This is a genomic window from Bacillus sp. CH30_1T (assembly GCF_008364765.1).
Classification (GTDB): domain Bacteria; phylum Bacillota; class Bacilli; order Bacillales; family Bacillaceae_B; genus Rossellomorea.
Map to the genome: position 1 here is coordinate 237623 of NZ_VTUY01000001.1, position 18888 is coordinate 256510.

14 protein-coding genes are annotated in these 18888 nt (G+C 44.9%); 5 read left to right on the top strand and 9 right to left on the bottom strand.

Features of this window, described 5'->3' with window-relative positions; translation table 11 throughout:
* The first annotated feature begins 872 nt into the window (after positions 1-872).
* Both xylE and F0342_RS01070 read left to right on the top strand, forming a co-directional pair.
* A complete protein-coding gene (gene xylE / locus F0342_RS01065; RefSeq protein WP_149154212.1) occupies positions 873-2288 on the top strand; it encodes a D-xylose transporter XylE in 1416 nt (471 codons plus the stop codon).
* 81 nt (positions 2289-2369) lie between these two features.
* Entirely contained in the window at positions 2370-3407 is a 1038-nt protein-coding gene (locus F0342_RS01070) for an aldose epimerase family protein (RefSeq protein WP_149154213.1), read from the top strand.
* Between the two features lie 31 nt (positions 3408-3438).
* On the opposite strand, the gene F0342_RS01075 is transcribed toward F0342_RS01070, so the two are convergent.
* The 3 genes from F0342_RS01075 to xylA form a co-directional block, all read right to left on the bottom strand.
* Complete coding sequence (locus F0342_RS01075; protein WP_149154214.1) at positions 3439-4419, bottom strand: aldo/keto reductase; 981 nt, start codon at positions 4417-4419, stop codon at positions 3439-3441.
* A gap of 89 nt (positions 4420-4508) precedes the next feature.
* Positions 4509-6008: a xylulokinase gene (gene xylB / locus F0342_RS01080; RefSeq protein WP_149154215.1), complete on the bottom strand. Its 1500-nt coding sequence runs from the start codon at positions 6006-6008 to the stop codon at positions 4509-4511.
* Positions 6009-6033: 25 nt separating this feature from the next.
* Positions 6034-7359 carry a xylose isomerase gene (gene xylA / locus F0342_RS01085; protein ID WP_149154216.1) on the bottom strand — a complete coding sequence of 442 codons (1326 nt, stop codon included), beginning with the start codon at positions 7357-7359 and terminating at the stop codon, positions 6034-6036.
* 327 nt (positions 7360-7686) lie between these two features.
* Here xylA and F0342_RS01090 point away from each other — a divergent pair, with 327 nt between their 5' ends.
* On the top strand, positions 7687-8301 hold the full coding sequence (locus F0342_RS01090) for a YesL family protein (protein WP_149154217.1): 615 nt from the start codon (positions 7687-7689) through the stop codon (positions 8299-8301).
* Between the two features lie 555 nt (positions 8302-8856).
* On the opposite strand, the gene F0342_RS01100 is transcribed toward F0342_RS01090, so the two are convergent.
* From F0342_RS01100 to F0342_RS01110, 3 genes are all read right to left on the bottom strand, one after another.
* Entirely contained in the window at positions 8857-9678 is an 822-nt protein-coding gene (locus F0342_RS01100; protein ID WP_148967542.1) for a carbohydrate ABC transporter permease, read from the bottom strand.
* Positions 9679-9691: 13 nt separating this feature from the next.
* Complete coding sequence (locus F0342_RS01105) at positions 9692-10570, bottom strand: carbohydrate ABC transporter permease (protein WP_149154218.1); 879 nt, start codon at positions 10568-10570, stop codon at positions 9692-9694.
* 86 nt (positions 10571-10656) lie between these two features.
* On the bottom strand, positions 10657-11955 hold the full coding sequence (locus F0342_RS01110) for an extracellular solute-binding protein (RefSeq protein WP_149154219.1): 1299 nt from the start codon (positions 11953-11955) through the stop codon (positions 10657-10659).
* 157 nt (positions 11956-12112) lie between these two features.
* Here F0342_RS01110 and F0342_RS01115 point away from each other — a divergent pair, with 157 nt between their 5' ends.
* Together F0342_RS01115 and F0342_RS01120 are read left to right on the top strand one after the other, a co-directional pair.
* Positions 12113-13297 (top strand): ROK family transcriptional regulator, encoded by a 1185-nt coding sequence (locus tag F0342_RS01115; RefSeq protein ID WP_149154220.1) that lies wholly within the window; start codon positions 12113-12115, stop codon positions 13295-13297.
* A 30-nt stretch (positions 13298-13327) separates the two neighbouring features.
* Positions 13328-14938: a glycoside hydrolase family 43 protein gene (locus F0342_RS01120; RefSeq protein WP_149154221.1), complete on the top strand. Its 1611-nt coding sequence runs from the start codon at positions 13328-13330 to the stop codon at positions 14936-14938.
* Between the two features lie 152 nt (positions 14939-15090).
* Here the strand turns inward: F0342_RS01120 and F0342_RS01125 are convergent, their stop codons facing one another.
* The 3 genes from F0342_RS01125 to F0342_RS01135 form a co-directional block, all read right to left on the bottom strand.
* A complete protein-coding gene (locus F0342_RS01125; protein ID WP_149154222.1) occupies positions 15091-15978 on the bottom strand; it encodes an EamA family transporter in 888 nt (295 codons plus the stop codon).
* A gap of 273 nt (positions 15979-16251) precedes the next feature.
* Positions 16252-16722, bottom strand: coding sequence for an SRPBCC family protein (locus F0342_RS01130; protein WP_149154223.1), 471 nt, complete (start codon positions 16720-16722; stop codon positions 16252-16254).
* Between the two features lie 167 nt (positions 16723-16889).
* Positions 16890-18842: a DUF4910 domain-containing protein gene (locus F0342_RS01135; RefSeq protein ID WP_188048352.1), complete on the bottom strand. Its 1953-nt coding sequence runs from the start codon at positions 18840-18842 to the stop codon at positions 16890-16892.
* Between the last annotated feature and the right edge of the window lie 46 nt (positions 18843-18888).

An 18888-nucleotide genomic window follows, 5' to 3' on the forward strand; every position in this document is an offset into this window, starting at 1 on the left:
TCTCACCCTTTTCAATTACTTAATATTTTACATATCTAGTAGTCTCATAGGTGCTGAGTATGCCCAAATCCTGTTTTGCTAGTGCTTGGGATATTTACAGGAATGGCAATCATGGTAACAGAACGTACTTTGCCATCATGCAAAAAAAACCACTCACCTCCCTTCAATCAGAAAATAGTGCATACCACTTTTTACTATTTTCCTAATAAAAAGAGCAATCGGCTATCGGGGTTTTTCGAAGGTTTATATTTCTCTGTATAGGTAATTACTCTCACTCTCTCTAAACCTTCCACTCACAACATAAGCAAAATTTAGTGAAATTTATGAAAAAACTCTTATTTTGAATTGGCTTTTTTTATTTAATACGGGAGTTTATGCAGACTATGAGCGAAAGGATTAAATTGAAATAAGGAATTGGGCTCATACGATTACTTACCTGCTTACGGGGAGAAATATTTTTAATAAGAAATCTAGCGTATTACAGCTACGAAAAAATCCAGAATTTCTGTCTGAAAAATGAATCCATGGATAAGCAGTCCGATAAGCCACGATTCTGTCAAGATTTCCAGGAATCTATTGTCCTCCGGAATAGTGGGAAACATTCTTGTCTTCTTCTATTTAAAATGGCGGGGAGTAGAAATATAATTAGGTACAAAACACTTAGTTCATCCATTAGACAAACTATTATTCGTCTGCTATAATTCAGAATAATAAAGAAACTACTACTATACTAATCAAACAAAAGGCAAGGGGGGAATAACGGCAGTGTCCTCTATTATGCTCGTATTTGTAAACGCTTTATCACTCTCAGTGCTAAAATGTAAGCGTTGTCGCGAGCATGTTGAAAGAAATGGGATCTGCCTCAACACATGATGACAAACCAAAAAAGTTCACTTTACATTTTTTCTATTACGTTAGTGGCCACGCTCGGTGGTCTTCTGTTCGGGTACGATACGGCTGTCATATCAGGGGCTGAGAAATCGATTGAGGCTTATTTGATTGATGGCCTCGGCTTAAGCTCATTTATTCACGGCACCACGATTTCCAGTGCGCTGATCGGATGTATCATCGGGGGAGTGATCTCAGGCTACTTTTCATCACGATTCGGACGTAAGAAGTCGTTGATCATTGCTTCGATCCTCTTCTTATTATCTGCTTTAGGGTCTGCTTATCCGGAGTTCCTCTTCTTCTCTGCAGGAGAACCGACGATGGGATTATTGCTTGCTTTTAACCTTTACCGGATCATCGGCGGAATCGGGGTTGGCCTTGCTTCTGCCATCGTACCGATGTATATCGGGGAAATCGCACCGGCAGGGATTCGTGGACGACTCGTTTCATTTAATCAGTTTGCGATCATATTCGGGATGCTTGTCGTTTATTTTGTCAACTGGGGAATCGCCAATGGGCATTCACTGGATTGGATCAATGATGTCGGCTGGAGATATATGTTTGCTTCAGAAGCCATTCCGGCCATATTGTTCTGCGTTTTCCTTTTCTTTGTACCGGAAACACCTCGTTACCTCTCCCTTAAGAACAAGGATGAAAGCGCATTGGCGATTTTGACGAAAATCAACGGCTCCGCGTCTGCCAAGTCGATTCTGCGGGAGATCAAGCAATCTGTGAATGTGTCGACTGAAAAGCTCTCCACCTTTGCTTATGGGAAAACCGTCATTATCATCGGAATCCTGCTTTCCGTTTTCCAACAGTTTGTCGGGATTAATGTGGCTCTTTATTATGCACCCCGAATCTTTGAAAGTATGGGGGCAGCAAAGGATGCTTCGATGATGCAGACAATCGTCATGGGCTTGGTCAATGTCGTCTTTACGGTGATTGCGATCATGACGGTCGACCGCTGGGGACGCAAACCATTGATGATCATCGGCTCGATCGGGATGGCGATCGGGATGTTCGGTGTCGCGGGGCTTGCGTTCTCGAATATCATCGGCATCAGCACGTTAATCTTTATCATTGTGTACACGGCATCCTTCATGATGTCCTGGGGTCCGATCTGCTGGGTATTGATCTCAGAAATCTTCCCGAACCGCATCCGCGGCCAGGCAGTGGCCATCGCGGTGGCATCACAGTGGGCAGCGAATTACCTCGTCTCCTCCACGTACCCGATGATGATGGAATACAGCGGCGGGATGACGTACGGGATATACGGATTGATGAGTGTTCTTTCCGCCATCTTTGTGTGGAAGTTCGTACCTGAAACCAAAGGAAAATCCCTTGAACAAATGGAAGACCTGTGGAAAGTGCCTTCTGTAACAAAATCTAAGGCAATTTAGTTTCGTATTATGTGGCATCTGTTGAAAGGCAGATGCTTCTTTTACTAGATGAAGAGAATACTATACATACGGGGGGAAAACATGAAAATCGATATAAAGGATCTTCAAAGGGATTGGAAGGAATATACCTTACGGAACGATCATGGAATGGCTGTCAGTCTATTAAACTACGGGGGCATCATCACAAGGGTGATGGTGCCTGATCAGGACGGCACGATTGAAAATGTGATTATCGGATATAAACAGGTGGAGGATTACGAGACGAATCCTCATTTCTTCGGAGCCTTGATCGGCCCTGTTGCCGGCCGGATCCAGGGTGCCGCCTTTGAACTGGATGGGAATGTCTATATGCTTGAAGCAAATGATGGAGAAAATCATTTACACGGAGGCTCAAATGGATTTCATCAGGTCCTCTGGGACACGGAACCCTTCCAGGATGAGGACAGGGTCGGGGTGGTTCTCTCATATTCCCGTAAGGATCGTGAGGGCGGATATCCCGGCACGATCGATGTGTCTGTCACATACCTTTTAACAAATGAAAATGAACTGATCCTCGAGTATGAGGCAGTGACGGATCAGCCCACTCCCCTTACCTTAACCAATCATGCTTACTTTAATTTAAGCGGGAATGGAAAGGAGACGATCCATCATCATCATGTCACGATCGACAGCCATCAATTTCTTGAGCTCGATGAAGAGTTGATCCCGACTGGGACGGTGGTGGATGCTGGGGATACCCCATTTGATTTCCGTATGGGCCGCCGACTGAGTGACGGTATAACGGCGCGGACGGAACAAAACGACATAGCCGGTCATGGCTACGATCACTACTTCCTGCTTGACCACAGCAAGTCAGAAAGTGTCACAGTGAAAGAACAAACGAGCGGTCGTGTGCTGACCATCGAGACGGATCAACCCGGCATGGTCATGTACACGACGAATAATCTCCAACACGGACTGGAGCTTCATGAAGGAACGTCGAGAAAGCATTTGGGCGTCTGCTTTGAAACACAATACCCGACGGCCTCTCTCCATCATTATGGCCTGCCCTCTGTCATCCTGCTTCCGAATGAACGGTATCAGCAGCGGACTGTATTTACATTTTCAACTGAGAATTAAAGGAACCTCCAGCTAAAGGCTGGAGGTTCCTTTAATAAGCTCCCCGAATATGGGAGTGGACCTCTTTTTCGTAAAAATCTTTCAATGTCTGCAGTTCCTCGGGACTGAATTCCTTTGCATTCAGTGCCTTAAGGTTATCCTCCACTTGCTTGACACTTCTGAAACCCGGAATGACACTTGACACCTCTTCCTGCTGAAGAATCCACTTGATCGCGGCTCTGGTACGGTTGCCTCTCTCCTTTTCGATCCAGTTCAGCCCATCACTCAGTTCGACCCCTTTTTCGAAGGTCAATCCGCCAAAGGTTTCCCCGACATTGAACGCTTCCCCGTTGCGGTTGAAGCTGCGATGATCATCACTCTCGAATGTCGTGTCTTTTGTAAACTTACCGGTTAATAGTCCGCTTGCCAACGGTACACGTGCAAGGATCCCGACCTTCTTTTTCATCGCCATCGGAAACAGCTTTTCCAACGGTTTTTGTCTTAACAGATTGAAGATGACCTGCAGGGAGCTTGCCTTTGTATGCTCGAGACAGAAGATGCCTTCTTCTACTGTTTCGACGCTCACACCGTAGTAACGGATTTTGCCTTCTTCCTTCAGCCTTTCCAGAACCTCGAATACGCTGCCTTCCTTTAGGATTTCCATCGGTGGACAGTGTATCTGGTACATATCGATTGCTTCCCTGTCGAGTCTTCTTAAGCTGTTCTCGCAGAATGCCCGCACGCTTTCCATTGAATAGGTCCGAGGGTCATGGATATCGGCACTGCGGCAAAATTTCGTCGCGATCTGGATCGATGCCTTCCCTTTAACCGATTTCGCAAGCAGTTCTTCACTACGACCGTCCCCATACACATCTGCCGTATCAAAGAAGTTCACCCCTGCATCCATCGCCTTGTCCAATGCCTTCAGTGCTTCCCGGTCATCCAGCTTGCCCCAGGCACCCCCGATGGCCCATGTCCCAAAACTTAATTCACTTATATTCAGATCCGTATTACCCAGCTGATTATATTTCAATGCTTCTCTCTCCTTCCCTTCAGACGAGAAAGGCGGCCTCCAGAAGCAATGGAATCTCTCTTCGGAAGCAGCCTTATCATCGGTCGGTATTATTTTCGATAGTTTACCAGTTTTTCATTTAACGATTTTGTTTGCCCGTATACTTCCTGATAGAGATTGAACAATTCCTTATACATCTCTGCGTTGTCCACATTCGGGATGAACTCTTTCTCTACTTTCAGAAACTCTTTGGCACATTCCTTCAGGGAATCGAACCAGCCGCATCCATAGGCCGCTAACATCGCTGCCCCCATTCCCGGCCCCTGCTCACTCGAGAGCTTCACGATTCTGGCGTTGAAGATATCCGCCTGCAACTGCAGCCAGTCTTCATTCTTCGTCCCGCCTCCAGTGGAGACAATCGTCTCGATCTGCTTGCCGCTGCCTCGGAAGATCGCCAAGGATTCATTTAATGAAAAGGTGATGCCTTCCATGACTGCCCGTACAAAGTCCTTTCGTTCATGGGAGCTGTCCATGCCGATAAAGCTCGCCCGAATCGCAGCATCTGCATGAGGGGTCCGTTCCCCCGCCACATACGGTGTAAACAGCAAACCGTTAGACCCGGGAGGCACGGTTCCTGCCTCCTTCACCAATTCCTCAAAGCTCTCATCCTTGGCAAACACATTCCTGAACCAGCTCAGGCTGTAACCTGCTGCAAGGGTGACGCCCATCGTATAATAAGCTTCCGGGGCCCCGTGATTAAAGTAATGGACCTTCCCCTCGAAATCCTTATCATTGCCGGATTCATAGGATAGCACAACCCCTGATGTCCCGATGCTGCATAGAGTCTTGCCTTCTTCTAATATTCCGGAACCGATTGCGCCGCACGCATTATCCGCTCCCCCGGCAAATACTTGGGTGGAAGTGGATAGACCAGTCGATACAGCGATTTCAGGGCTTATGCTGCCCGTCTTCTCATAGGAATCGACCAATGGTGGACAAAGCGCGGGGTCAATTCCCAGAAGGTCGCAGATTTCTTTGCTCCATACTTTTTCCCCGATATCCAACAGCAGCGTTCCCGCTGCATCGGAATAGTCCATATGCAGCTTCCCCGTCAACTTGTAGCGGAGATAATCTTTCGGCAACACAAAGGTTTTCGCCTTTTCATAGATTTCCGGCTCATGCTCCTTCACCCAAAGGAGCTTTGGAAGCGTAAAGCCTTCCAATGCAGGATTTTTCGTAATCGAGAGCAAGCGTTCTTCTCCGATGACATCGTATATCTGTCTGCATTGGGCGCTCGTCCGGGTATCGTTCCAGAGGATGGCATTGCGAAGCACTTCATTGTTCTCATCAAGGAGTACAAGTCCATGCATTTGGCCGGAAAAGCTGATGCCTTCGATATCTTCCGTATCGCCTTGAAAGCCTTGCAGGAGATGAGACAGTCCTGCAACAGTCTGATCCACCCATGCTTTCGGGTCCTGTTCGCTGTAACCCGTTCTTTCTTGGATTAGCGCGTAATCCTTTGATATCTCCTGAACGACTTCCCCGGTTTCATTCACCAGCAGGATTTTCACTGCACTTGTTCCCAGATCGACACCAATTACGTATTTCATCACTACACCTCTTCTACGTTAAACCTTATTCTCCAGCGTATGCTTTCAGTAAATATTGATTGATGGTTGCCTTGATCTTCTCAAGACGGCCTGATTGGTGCTTCACTTCGGTTAAGCCCAGCGCATGCTCCTCAAGCTTGCGGAAGTCTGAATTTCCTTCCACGATTTCAAGACCGATGCCTTCCGTGTAGCTCTTATAACGATTTTCAACCACACCATCAAGTACGTTATCATCAATCAGCTTCTGAGCAACCTTGAGCCCGACTGCGAAACTGTCCATTCCGGCGATATGTGCGTGGAATAAATCCTCCGGCTCGAAAGAACCTCTTCTGACTTTCGCGTCGAAGTTCAATCCGCCGCGGCCAAGGCCTCCATTTTTAAGAATTTCATACATTGCAAGAGTGGTAGAATACAAATCTGTCGGAAATTCGTCTGTATCCCAGCCAAGTAACGGATCGCCCTGGTTGGCATCCACTGAACCGAGCATGTTGTTCACACGTGCATAGCGCAGTTCATGCTCGAATGTATGTCCGGCCAATGTCGCGTGATTCGCTTCGATATTGAACTTGAAGTGGTCCTGCAGTCCGTAATTCTGAAGGAACGCAAAGCCTGTCGCCACATCGAAATCATACTGATGAGTCGTTGGCTCTTTCGGTTTTGGCTCGATGAGGAACTGTGCATCAAAGCCGATTTCCTTCGCATAATCAACAGCCATATGAAGGAAGCGTCCCAGGTTATCCATCTCAAGCTTCATGTCTGTATTCAGGAGGGTTTCGTAGCCTTCACGTCCGCCCCAGAATACATAGTTATCTGCGCCTAATTCCTTCCCTACTTCCAATCCTTTCTTCACTTTCGCTGCAGAGTAGGCGAAGATGTCTGCGCTATTGGAAGTCGCAGCACCATGGATAAAGCGGGGATGCGTGAAATTGTTCGCTGTGTTCCAAAGTAATTTCGTTTTGCTGTCTTTCATGTAGTCCTTTATCATGCTTACGATTGTATCAAGATTTTGATTCGTTTCTTTTAAGCTGCTTCCTTCCGGGGCAATATCGACATCGTGGAAACAGAAGAATGGTACATCAAGCTTTTCAAAGAATTCGAAAGCCGCTTCTACACGTGCCTTTGCCAAATCCATTCCCGTATATTGGTCCCATGAGCGGATCATTGTACCGCTTCCGAATGGATCGGAGCCGTCCATCGTGAAGGTATGCCAGTAAGCCACACCAAAACGTAGGATTTCCTCCATTGTTTTGCCACCGATTTCTTCCTTTGGATTATAAAATTTAAACGCAAATGGATTGGTTGATGTTGAACCTTCGTAGTTAATTTTGTCGATGTTCTTAAAATAAGCCATTGATCGTTCCTCCTAAAATTTTATAATGAAGTGCTTCAACTTCCGGCTCACCGCCCATCCGGATGAGCGATAATGAATCGGATTTTCCATACTGCCACTCGAAACGTGATCAGCTTTTATAACAGGTTCTTTATATGCGGACGAACCGGTTGGCCGCCTGTACCATTTAGTAATGTAAATGCTTACAACGTCATTATAGCAACATAGCGTTAGTTTGTCTATTGAATAAACTAAGTTTTTATAAACTACTGTCAAACAAGCCGCGATACCGTATAATAGTTCATGATTGCGCATACAACTTACTCATCGATGGAGGTGGTTATGTCCATGAATACGTTAAACAGTGCAATCTACAGCATCTTTGAATGGATCACGCGTTTCGCTTTCATAAATATTTTATGGGTACTCTTTACCTTGGCAGGAGGCATCCTGTTCGGCTTCTTTCCTTCTACGGTGGCCATGTTCGCGATTGTACGGGATTGGTTAAGGGGAAATACGGAGGAACCGGTATTCAGCGCCTTCTTGACTTATTACAAAAGAGAATTCTGGAAGAGCAACCGCTTAGGAATCGTCATCATTGCGACCGCACTCCTGATCGGCCTCGATATTTGGTATATCCAAATGGATCTCCGTGAACTGTTCACTTGGACCCATATTCCGCTATTCGCCTTTATGCTGCTCTTTCTATTCTTCTCCTTTTATCTGTTACCGGCCTTTGTGCATTTCGATTTGAGCGTGCGGCGACTGCTCAAACAAGCGTTTCTGATCATGCTGATCCATCCGCTCCATACGCTGTTGATGCTGATTTGTCTCGGTTCCCTTTTCTTTATCATGTACTTGGTACCGGCTATTGCGTTTATCTTCGGCGGCAGTGCTTATGCCTTTATCACGACATGGCTTAGCCTGCATGCATTTAAACGGATTCAGGGGAAACAGTCATAATAAGAAGCTCTTTTTCGTAAAGTTTGGTGGTTTTCAATTAGCGAGTGCTGGTTGATTTCCACTCCAGGATGCTCGCTTTCCGCGGGGCGTGAGTTGAGCCTCCTCGGGCTAAAGCCCTGTGGGGTCTCAACTTTCCCGCTATTCCCGCAGGAGTCGAGCACCTTCCGTTCCAATCAACTTTCTAAGTGTTGAGCGATCAATGTTAGCTTCTATGGTAGATATCCTGCTTATTCGATTGCCTTATGTCACTGCTGAACTCTGTCACGCAATCGTGTTTAGATGGTGAGGGGAACTTGCTCAGACTCCGGCGGATATTGGTCGTTCCGAGCTCCTGTCGACTAAGCCACACTGGCTTTCAAGAGGTGCGGTTCCCCTTGGCAGATCTTATGTTACAAAACAACAATCTTTGTGAAAAGAGCGTAAAAAAATCACTTTTCTCTTTATCATTGAACTCCGTTTACACGAATGGTTGATTTTCCTAGTTCCAAAGCAGGAATCAACAACAGTGTTAATCAGAGGCAATTGAATAAAAGAAGAAGTGATTTTTTTCATTGCTTATCCTTTTACCGCACTTGAAGAGATCCCTTCCACAACTTTATTACTGAAGAAGAGGAATGCCAGCAGGATCGGCAGCACACTGATAATAAGCGTGGCACCAATGGCTCCCCAATCGGTCATGTATTGCCCGATAAAATTCTGAATCCCGACGGTAAGGGTTTTGTATTCGTCGGAGCTGATAAATGTGTTCACAAAGACAAACTCATTCCAATTGTAGATCATATTGATAATAACCGTCGTCGACATAATCGGGATCGTCATCGGCAGGATGATTTTGAAAAACATCCGATGAACCGAACATCCGTCCATAATCGCGGCCTCTTCTATTTCCCGCGGCAAGGTGTAATAGAAGCCAAGCAGAATCATCATCGTAATCGGTAGGTTATAGGCCGTATACGTAATGACGATCGACCATGGATTATCAATTAAATTCACATTTAAGAACATGCTGAATAGCGGGATGATGGCTGAATGAATCGGAATCATCAACCCTACCATAAACAATCCCAATACCAGTTTACTTAGCTTCCACTGCATTCTGGTGATGACGAATGTCGCCATGCTTGCAAATAATACCGTTAAGATGATCGCTACACCTGTAATCCAGATACTGTTCCAAAAGTAAATCCCGATTCCGCCTTCCCATACCTTCGCATAATTCTCCCATCTGAATTCAGAAGGCAGAGAAAAAGGAGATTTCGAGAAGATATCCTGGTTATCCTTTAATGAAAACAGGAACAGCCAAATGACTGGGAATATCTGAAAGACCGCGACAATGGCTAAACAAAGATAGAGAATAAAGTAACCCGCACGCTTCATAGTCTTACCCCCTTTAATATTGAATTTCTTCTTTAGTCGCTGTAACTTTGCGGACGATGACGGTCACGATTAATGTGATGATCAACAGCAGGAAGCCGATGGCGCTTCCGTATCCAAAGTCATTACTTGAAAAAGCCAGTTTATACATATAGGAAGCCATTACCTCACTTGCCCCATTCGGCCCACCGCCGGTCATGACATAAATCAGATCAAAATATTTCAGTGATCCGACAACCGCCAGCACGATGGTCACTTTCACGACTCCCATTATTAAAGGAAGCTTGATTTTGTAGGCAATTTGAAGAGGCGTCGCTCCATCGATTTTTGCAGCTTCCACCAGGGATTCCGGGATATTCTTCAAAGCAGCATAGTATATCAAGATGTAAAAACCCGCATATTGCCATAGAATCGGAATGAAGATGGCATACAATACAACGGATGGCTCTGCAAGCCACGCGGGCGGATCATCAACCCCAATCGCCATCAGTATGCTGTTGAGCATCCCGTTCGACGGATTGAAAACCTTGATCCACAACTGGGCGATAGCGACGGATGACAGGAGCATCGGAATCAAATAGATCTTCCTTAATAGATCGGCCCCTTTTATTTTTGATGCCAATATTAACGAGATTGCCAGATAAATAATCAGACTAAGTGTTGAAAATACAGCAAGTAAAAAGGAATGAAGTGCACTATCCCAGAACTTCTCATCAGAAATCGCATGGATATAATTATCAAGCCCTATGAACTCCATCTCCCCGATGCCATCCCAGTCCATCAAACCGTAGTACGCAGTCAGGATTAATGGGATGAATATGAATACACCGATCAAAAGGAGTGCAGGGAGAACGTAACAGGCGATAATCCACTTGTTAGACATTACTTTATTCATAACATTCAACCCCATATTTAAAAATAGAAAAGGACAATCCAGCTTATGGGTATGTCCTTTTCTTTAACTGATCATCAGAAACTCTATTATTCTTCCGAAAGTGCCTTTTCATGTTCTTTTGCAAATTCCTCCGGTGTAACTTCTTTACCAAAGAGCGATTGGATCATATCCAAGTGAACCTGTGCAACATCTGCGCTCATTTGAACGTCTGCAAATAATGTAATGTTGCTGGCGTTGTTTAGATCATCCAATACGTCGACATACATATCCGGAAGATCCAATGATTCAGCATCGACCTTCGTGGCAGGGATGACCCCGGCATCTGTCACCGACTTCTCTCCCCATTCCTGTACGAAGAAGGAGGCAAATTCTTTCGCTTCTTCCTTCACATCTGAGTCTTCCGCAACGAATAGCCCTACCCCTGGACCACCGACAAAGCTGTTCATATCCCCATTTCCATCAACCGTCGGGAAGTTGAAGTATCCGACAGAGTCCCTGAATTCCTGTGGAACATCTTCATTGGTTGTGTAGTTTGGCAGATCCCATGTCGCAATCAAGTACATGGCAGCCTGTTCGTTCATAAACATGCTCTTCGCTTCTTCATCTGAGAGACCATTGAATCCTTTGACAAAAGCGTCCATACCAACTAAATCCTGTACTTTTTCCGCAGCTGAAACAAGTGCAGGGTCTTCGAACGAACCAGATCGGTTGATCGCATTCGTCAAAACGTCTCCCCCGCCTATCCGATCCGCCAGGTACATATACCATAACGATCCGGTCCAGCGATCCTTGTTTCCAAGAGCGATTGGTGCTACATCATTTTTCTTCAATGTCTTCACGACATTTTCCAATTCTTCATATGTTTTCGGTGCTTCTAAGTTATATTTATCGAAAATCGCTTTATTGTAGAAAACCGTGGCAATGTTCAATTCAAGGGGCAGTCCGTATGTACTTCCATCAACCGCATACGCTTCTGCCGTGCCTGAGACGAATTTGTCCTTTAGATCCCCTTCAAGCAAATCATCTAAAGGTGCAAACTTCTCCCCGCTTACATACGGATCCAGGAATCCTGCAGCCCATGTCATCCCCACATCCGGTAATTCATTCGAAGTTGATAGTACTTTAAGCTTATCTTTATACTGTTCATTACTCAACACCTCAAGGTCCACTTTCACATCGGGATGATCACTTTCAAAATCCTTGATGATTCCGCTTACAATTTCATTGTGCTGCTTCGAGCTTCCTTCAGGCCAAAGATGCATGAACTCGATTGTTTTCTCATCTCCGGACCCATTGGCTTTCTCATCTGAACCAGAACAGCCGGTGATCAGTAACAGAGAGGAAAAAAGAGTGAAGACTGTTGTAACCGCTTTCTTATTTCTCAAACTAAATACCCCCAATATTCGTTTTTTTGAAACCAGATATGTTACTGATTTTAGATTACCACCGAAAACAATGTTTGTCTAGTGGATAAACTAAGTTTATAATAGAATTAGAAAATGGTACACTAAAGGAAAAATTGAGAAAGAATGGAGCTTCCAAATGAAAATGTCACAAACCTACAATCAGCATGTTGTCAAAAAAGGCAACAAGTCATTAGTCTTACAAACCATTCAGGAATTCACCCCTATCTCAAGAGCAGACATTGCCAATAAAACAGGGCTGAACAAAGGAACGGTCTCCTCCCAGGTAAGTGAGCTCCTTAACGAAAACCTGATCCTCGAGTCCGGTCCCGGAGTCTCAAGCGGCGGTAGAAGACCCGTCATGCTGTTATTCAACCATCTAGCCGGATACTCCATCGGGGTCGATATTGGTGTGAACTATATTCTCGGAATCCTGACCGACCTGCAGGGCAACATCAGGAATGAAAAACTGATTAAATTTCATGATTTAACGTATGAAGAAATAAAGGACGAACTGTTTACCATTGTCGATTCTCTTATTGAGTCAATGCCTGAAAGCCCCTATGGATTGGTAGGAATCGGAATCGGAGTGCCGGGAACGGTCAGCACAGACGGAGAGATTCTCCTCGCCCCAAATTTAAATTGGAAGAATATCAACCTTAAAAAGACTATGGAAGCCAAATATAACATTGCCGTTCAAATCGAGAACGAAGCAAACGCGGGGGCTTACGGCGAGAAGAAATTCGGTGCAGGTAAAGATTCCACCAATATCATTTATGTCAGTGTCGGGATCGGAATCGGCGTCGGCCTTATTTTAAACGGTCAACTCTATAAAGGAAATAACGGTTTTTCCGGAGAACTTGGCCACATGACCATTGAAGTCGATGGTCCGGAATGCCGATGCGGGAACCAGGGATGCTGGGAATTATATGCTTCGGAAAAAGCACTCGTCCATTCTGCCACAGAGCACGGCATCCAGCCGGAAAACGGCCAGACGCTTTCTCTTGAAAGCTTAAATGAACTAGCTGAAAACGGGGATGCAAATGTCATTCGTGTATTCGAAGGAATCGGCGGATACCTGGGAATCGGGATCAATAACATCATCAATATCTTCAATCCTGAACAAGTCATCATCGGAAATCGCCTGGCATCTTGCTCTAAATGGCTGGAAGAACCATTAAAGAAGAAACAAGGTCAGACTCTGTTTACGCATCAGAAAGATTTGAGCATCGATTTTTCACAGTTATCCACTCATGCCACTGCATTGGGCGTGGCTGCTTATGCAAGTGAAAACTTCTTGACCATCGATATCCAGGAAGTGTAAATCTATTTTCTATAGGAGAGGTGCAGAACAATGACAACGATTCAAAACCCGATTTTACCAGGCTTCAATCCTGACCCAAGTATTTGCCGTGCAGGAGAGGATTATTACATTGCCGTTTCTACCTTCGAATGGTTTCCGGGAGTCGGGATCTACCACTCAAAGGACTTAAAAAATTGGCGACTCGTGTCCCGTCCCCTGAACCGCCTCAGTCAATTGAACATGTTGGGCAACCCCGATTCAGGCGGGATTTGGGCCCCTGCCCTCTCTTATCGTGATGGCAGGTTCTGGCTGATCTACACCGATGTGAAAGTTGTCGAAGGACAGTGGAAGGACAGCCATAATTACCTCGTTACCTGCGAAACCATTGACGGCGAGTGGTCTGAACCGATCCATTTGAACAGCTCAGGCTTCGACCCTTCATTATTTCATGATGAAGATGGCAGGAAGTATCTCGTCAATATGCTCTGGGATCACCGCGTCGGCAATCACAACTTCTACGGCATCGTCATGCAGGAATACAGTGTGAGCGAACGAAAGCTGATCGGCAAAAAGGAAATCATTTTCAAAGGCACGGATATCAAGCTGACGGAAGCACCTCATCTGTACAAAATAAACGGCTATTACTACCTTCTCACAGCAGAAGGCGGAACGAAATACGATCATCAGGCCACCATCGCCCGCTCGAAGGATCTATGGGGACCATATGAAGTGCATCCTGACAATCCATTGATCACGTCGTTCCCTTATCCAAGAAACCCGCTGCAAAAAGCCGGACACGCTTCCATCGTTCAGACCCATACAGATGAATGGTTCCTTGTCCATTTAACAGGACGCCCGCTGCCGCAGGAAAATAAACCAATGCTTGACCCACGCGGCTTTTGCCCCCTAGGTCGGGAAACCGCCATCCAGCGTCTTGAATGGAAGAATGATTGGCCTTACGTCACAGGAGGCAACCAGCCGTCAGTAGAAATCCAGGGACCTGCTGTTGAAGAAGTTCCATGGGAAAGAGATATTGAAGAGAAGGACGACTTTAATAGTGACTCTCTGAATCTTCACTTCCAATCCCTGCGCATTCCATTGGGTGAAGACATCGTTTCATTAAAGGATAATCCTGGACACCTCCGTCTATATGGCAGAGAATCGTTATCTTCAAAATTCACACAGGCCCATATCGCAAGACGTTGGCAGCATTTCAACTTCACTGCCGAAACCAAGGTCGCCTTTAACCCGGACACTTTCCAGCAGGCAGCCGGACTAGTAAACTACTACAATACGCAAAACTGGTCTGCCCTGCAAATCACCTGGCATGAAGAACACGGCCGAATTCTCGATCTGACCGTCTGTGACAACTTCACCTTCAGCCAGTTGCTGAAAGATGACCCAATCGTCATCCCGGAAGACGTCGAATCTGTCTACTTGCGTGTAAATGTAAGCACTGCCATCTATGAATATTCATACTCCTTTGACGGAGAAAACTGGACAAAGATCCCTGTTAAGCTGGATTCTCACAAACTATCAGACGATTACATCCAGGGAGGCGGCTTCTTTACAGGAGCCTTCGTCGGAATGCAATGCCAGGACACTTCCGGACAGAAATTGCATGCTGATTTTGATTACTTTGTTTATAAGGAAGGGAATTAATCCTACTCGTAATCATAGTTGATTCTCCATTCAGGTTCCCTGTTCAATACGTTTAGATCAAAAGAAAACAAAAGGTCCGTCCCTCACCACGGTAAAACTTTACCGCAATGAGGGACGGACCTTTCTTTTATTCTTTTATCATTGTACTCCCATTACGATATGGATTTTATTCTCCCTTTTAATTTTAAATTGCCGATCACAATTCCACATAAAATGATGATAACTCCTATCCATTGTGAAAAACTGACTACTTCAGCCAATATTAGAGCGGACATGGTTACAGCCACTGGAAGTTCAGAAGCAGTTAAGATTGTGCCAAGTCCTGGTCCAACATGGGGCATGCCGATTGAAAATAAGAGAGGTGGTAAAGCAACGCCAAAAAAGCCGAGCAATAAACCATACTGTGCGACCCCCGTCAAGGTAGGTAAATCAAATAAAAACGTGGGTGGAAATATTAAAAATACGACAATTAAACCACCTGTGGAAAGGAAAGCACTTTTCAAGACGGGTGGAGAATCTTTTCCGACAGAACTGCTGAGTGTTATAAAAGTGGTAAACGTCAAAGCCGAAAGTAATCCCCAGACAGTTCCTTGCATGGATAGAACAACTTCACTCTTTGCAACTGCGCCAGCAGCTAAAATGGAGCCGATTATTAGTATGCCAATTGAGATGATTTTACCTTTAGTTGGTTTTTCTTTATATAAAATCCACTCAAATAGTGTGCCAATCCAAACAAATTGAAATAGAAAAATGATTGCAAGCGAAGCATTAAGTGTCTGCAGCGCCTGATAATAGAACACACCTGTCAGTCCAAATGGAATTCCAGATAATAATAGTTTGAAAGCTTGATTGAAAGGTATTCCTTTCTTTTTTGTAAACAGAACCAGCACCCAGGTAAGCAAAGCTCCAAATAAATATTGGCCACCTGTTACCTCTGTTACTGAAAACCCTGCTGAATAAGCAAGTTTGACAAATGTAGATAAGATTCCATAACAGCATCCACCCAAAAAAACAATCAATGCATATTGCCAAGTTTTCATTTTTTCTCCCCCTTTTCTACACATAAAAAAACCACACAATTGTCAATTGACATTGTGTGGCGAAAATAGAGCTGCCTCTATAAAAATCCACTTCCTAAAAAGGTTTTATCACTATAATAAATGTACGAAATCAAAACTACTAAAAAGACTGTTTTTATCGATAATTTTCCTAATTAATTGGAGCGGAAAACAATCATTCATCTCTTGTATGAAAGCAATCATGTTTACGACAAGATACTTTCATGCTTATTATACCATTTCCGATTGGCACTGTCAGGAGCTTGTCACTTTATTTTTCTCCAAATAATCTCTCAAGGAATCCAAATCCTTTGCGCAAGCCTTCTTAAAGACGCCTGCCATTAATTTACCGAACAATTTCGACAGTCCGGTCAGTCCTCTGATTTCACCAAGTAACGTAACCTCTGTTTGATCACCTGATGAAGTCAGCAAATAGGTAAATATAAATTCTCCTTTGCCTGTCGTCCCCTTCGTACCGTCGCATCGCAGCACAATCTTATCATGCTCTTTCAGCTCCACTACCTCAAAATGTTCTGAAGCCTCTTTGCCGAACATCTTCCTCGTTTCTTTCCACTCACTACCTTCACGGAGTGGTCCTTCATCCATCCTCTCTATTCCCACTAACCCTTGCATCCATTGTTTGGCAGATTCAAGGTCTAATAAACTCGCATATGCTTCTTCTTTGGAAACCTGGAAGATTCTTTTCACTTCGAAAGGGATACTCAAATGGAATGACCTCCTAAAATATTTCGTACTTTTGAATAGATTTGACAACTTTATCTTATTTCCTTCTTTTATTCGTTAATGGTTTCACGAAATGTTAAACCATAATAAGGCTGTACCTGAGTCCCATTACGCTAAACAGCAGTGTACCGAGACTTAGGCCCAAAGATTTAATTGACTACCGAAATCACCTTCAACTCCCTGCACAACTCTACCAATGCCTCAACATAATCGGGATACCATTGCCCAGTTTCATAGTTTGTTACATCCATTATCTCTTTTATGGTCCGCCTTCCATCCATCCAGTAAAAGATGAAGTCAGCATACCCCATCGGTGCTTTCCGTTCTATAACGTTCAGCCAGTGCAATCGTCTTTCTAAAGAGAGCCCTTTGATTTCATCCGATAATCGGATCGGGGCTTTGTAGTTTCTGCGGTAGATGCAGTTCATCCACTCTTGATCTACTTGTTCCTCACGAATTGGTTTGTCTATCGCTTCGGTTTCGGCAATTTCCCAAATCAGATCCGCTTGTCGTTGAATCATGTTTCTCATTTGCTTTAGATACTCTTGTAACCTTCTAAACCCTCTATGGTTGGCATATGTACTTAGTTGATCAAGAGATTGTTCTTCATATTGAGAAAAGAGTGCGTAAGCTTGATGGCTCTCTTCCTTCGTTCGATTCCCTTTCACCAGCCAGTCTTTCGCTTCACTTAGATACGTTCCGATTTTTCCTAAGTGATGGGATGTATAGGAGAGCCCTTCTGATTCTTCCCCAGTCGCTAAGCCATAGCCATATAGGGAGGTAACGGCTCCCACTACTTTCATCATGTTTTCATCGAGATTACTAGGAGAGTCCGACGTCGTGTGATAATGCTTGTCCGGCCATTGAATCAGCATCGGACACGGAATGCCGATCGTTGGATCTGAGATGATATAGTGATCGCTTCCTCCAGAAAACCGTGTTTTGACATAATGCACCGTACTATAGGTAGACGTTCCGGTAAAATTACTTGTATTGGTTGCCACTTCTTCCACCAGGCGATACAGATACCGGTCGACGAAGGTCGGGTTAGCCATGGGGGGCTGTTCTATACAAAGGGGACCTCCTCCTTTTGTTTGATCAGCTCCCACCATATCCAAGTTCAATCCCGCAACTGTAAGAGGGATACGATCCGGATGTTGGTGAAAATATGCGGCAGTTCCTGTCATTTCGGGCATCATCAGGAATCGGATGCCAAGCTCCGGTTTTGGCAGTTTTCCTTCTCTTATGAGTCTGGTTAAGGTCCTCATCACTTCCATTAAGGTTCCTGGTCCTGATGCATTGTCCTGTCCACCAGGGTAAGGGTGACAAAGATGACTGACGAGCAGGATCTCCTGTTCTTTTTTACCAGGAATGACATACTCGATATTTTCGAGCTGTCCTTCTTTTAAGTGTGATGTAACAGACGCTTTCATTGTGACGGTTTGATGTTTCGCTAAATGTCTGAGCTCTTCCCCTATTCGTGGGGAAACGACAAATCCGAATGACTTTGCTTCTTCCTCCGTATGCCACCAATACGAGGTATATTGCCTCGTGTCAGGCATATCCATACGGGATCGGATGGGAGTGAATTCTGCCAGATTATCGAATATGAGACCTGCACAGTGGTATTTCTCGACTGCCAGTGCATGAACGATAAACTGATTGCCCCTCACCAGTGCGATTTTCCCCTCAAGATCAAGGCCCTGATAGCTGCTTTCATTCTCTGCATCTTCAATCACCACGAGTTCAGCCTGGATCCCTCCAGGTGGTGTGGAGACACTTCGTTGGATCACAGAGATCTCTTCTTCTTCAAACCGGGCAATCCGTTTGCGCTCAGGTGTTTCAATCCAAAGTTCTGCATGTTCACATTCCCATTCGTGAAAAGAATGATGGGACAAGTACCGCTCGCCGAACTTGGCAGGATAGGACACTAATTCAGCTTCCACCCCATCCCTCTTGAGCAGCTGCAAGACTTCCTTTGCCGCTTGTCTGTATCCAGGTGATGCCTGGATCCGATGATATTGTCCAATTCTTTCGGCATATCGATAAGCCTGCCTCCCCGACAGCTCTTTTTCAATGATCGCTTTCCATTCATGAAACATTCTTTCGCCCCCCCCCATTTCTCTTTTATTCTATTATTAAAAGGAT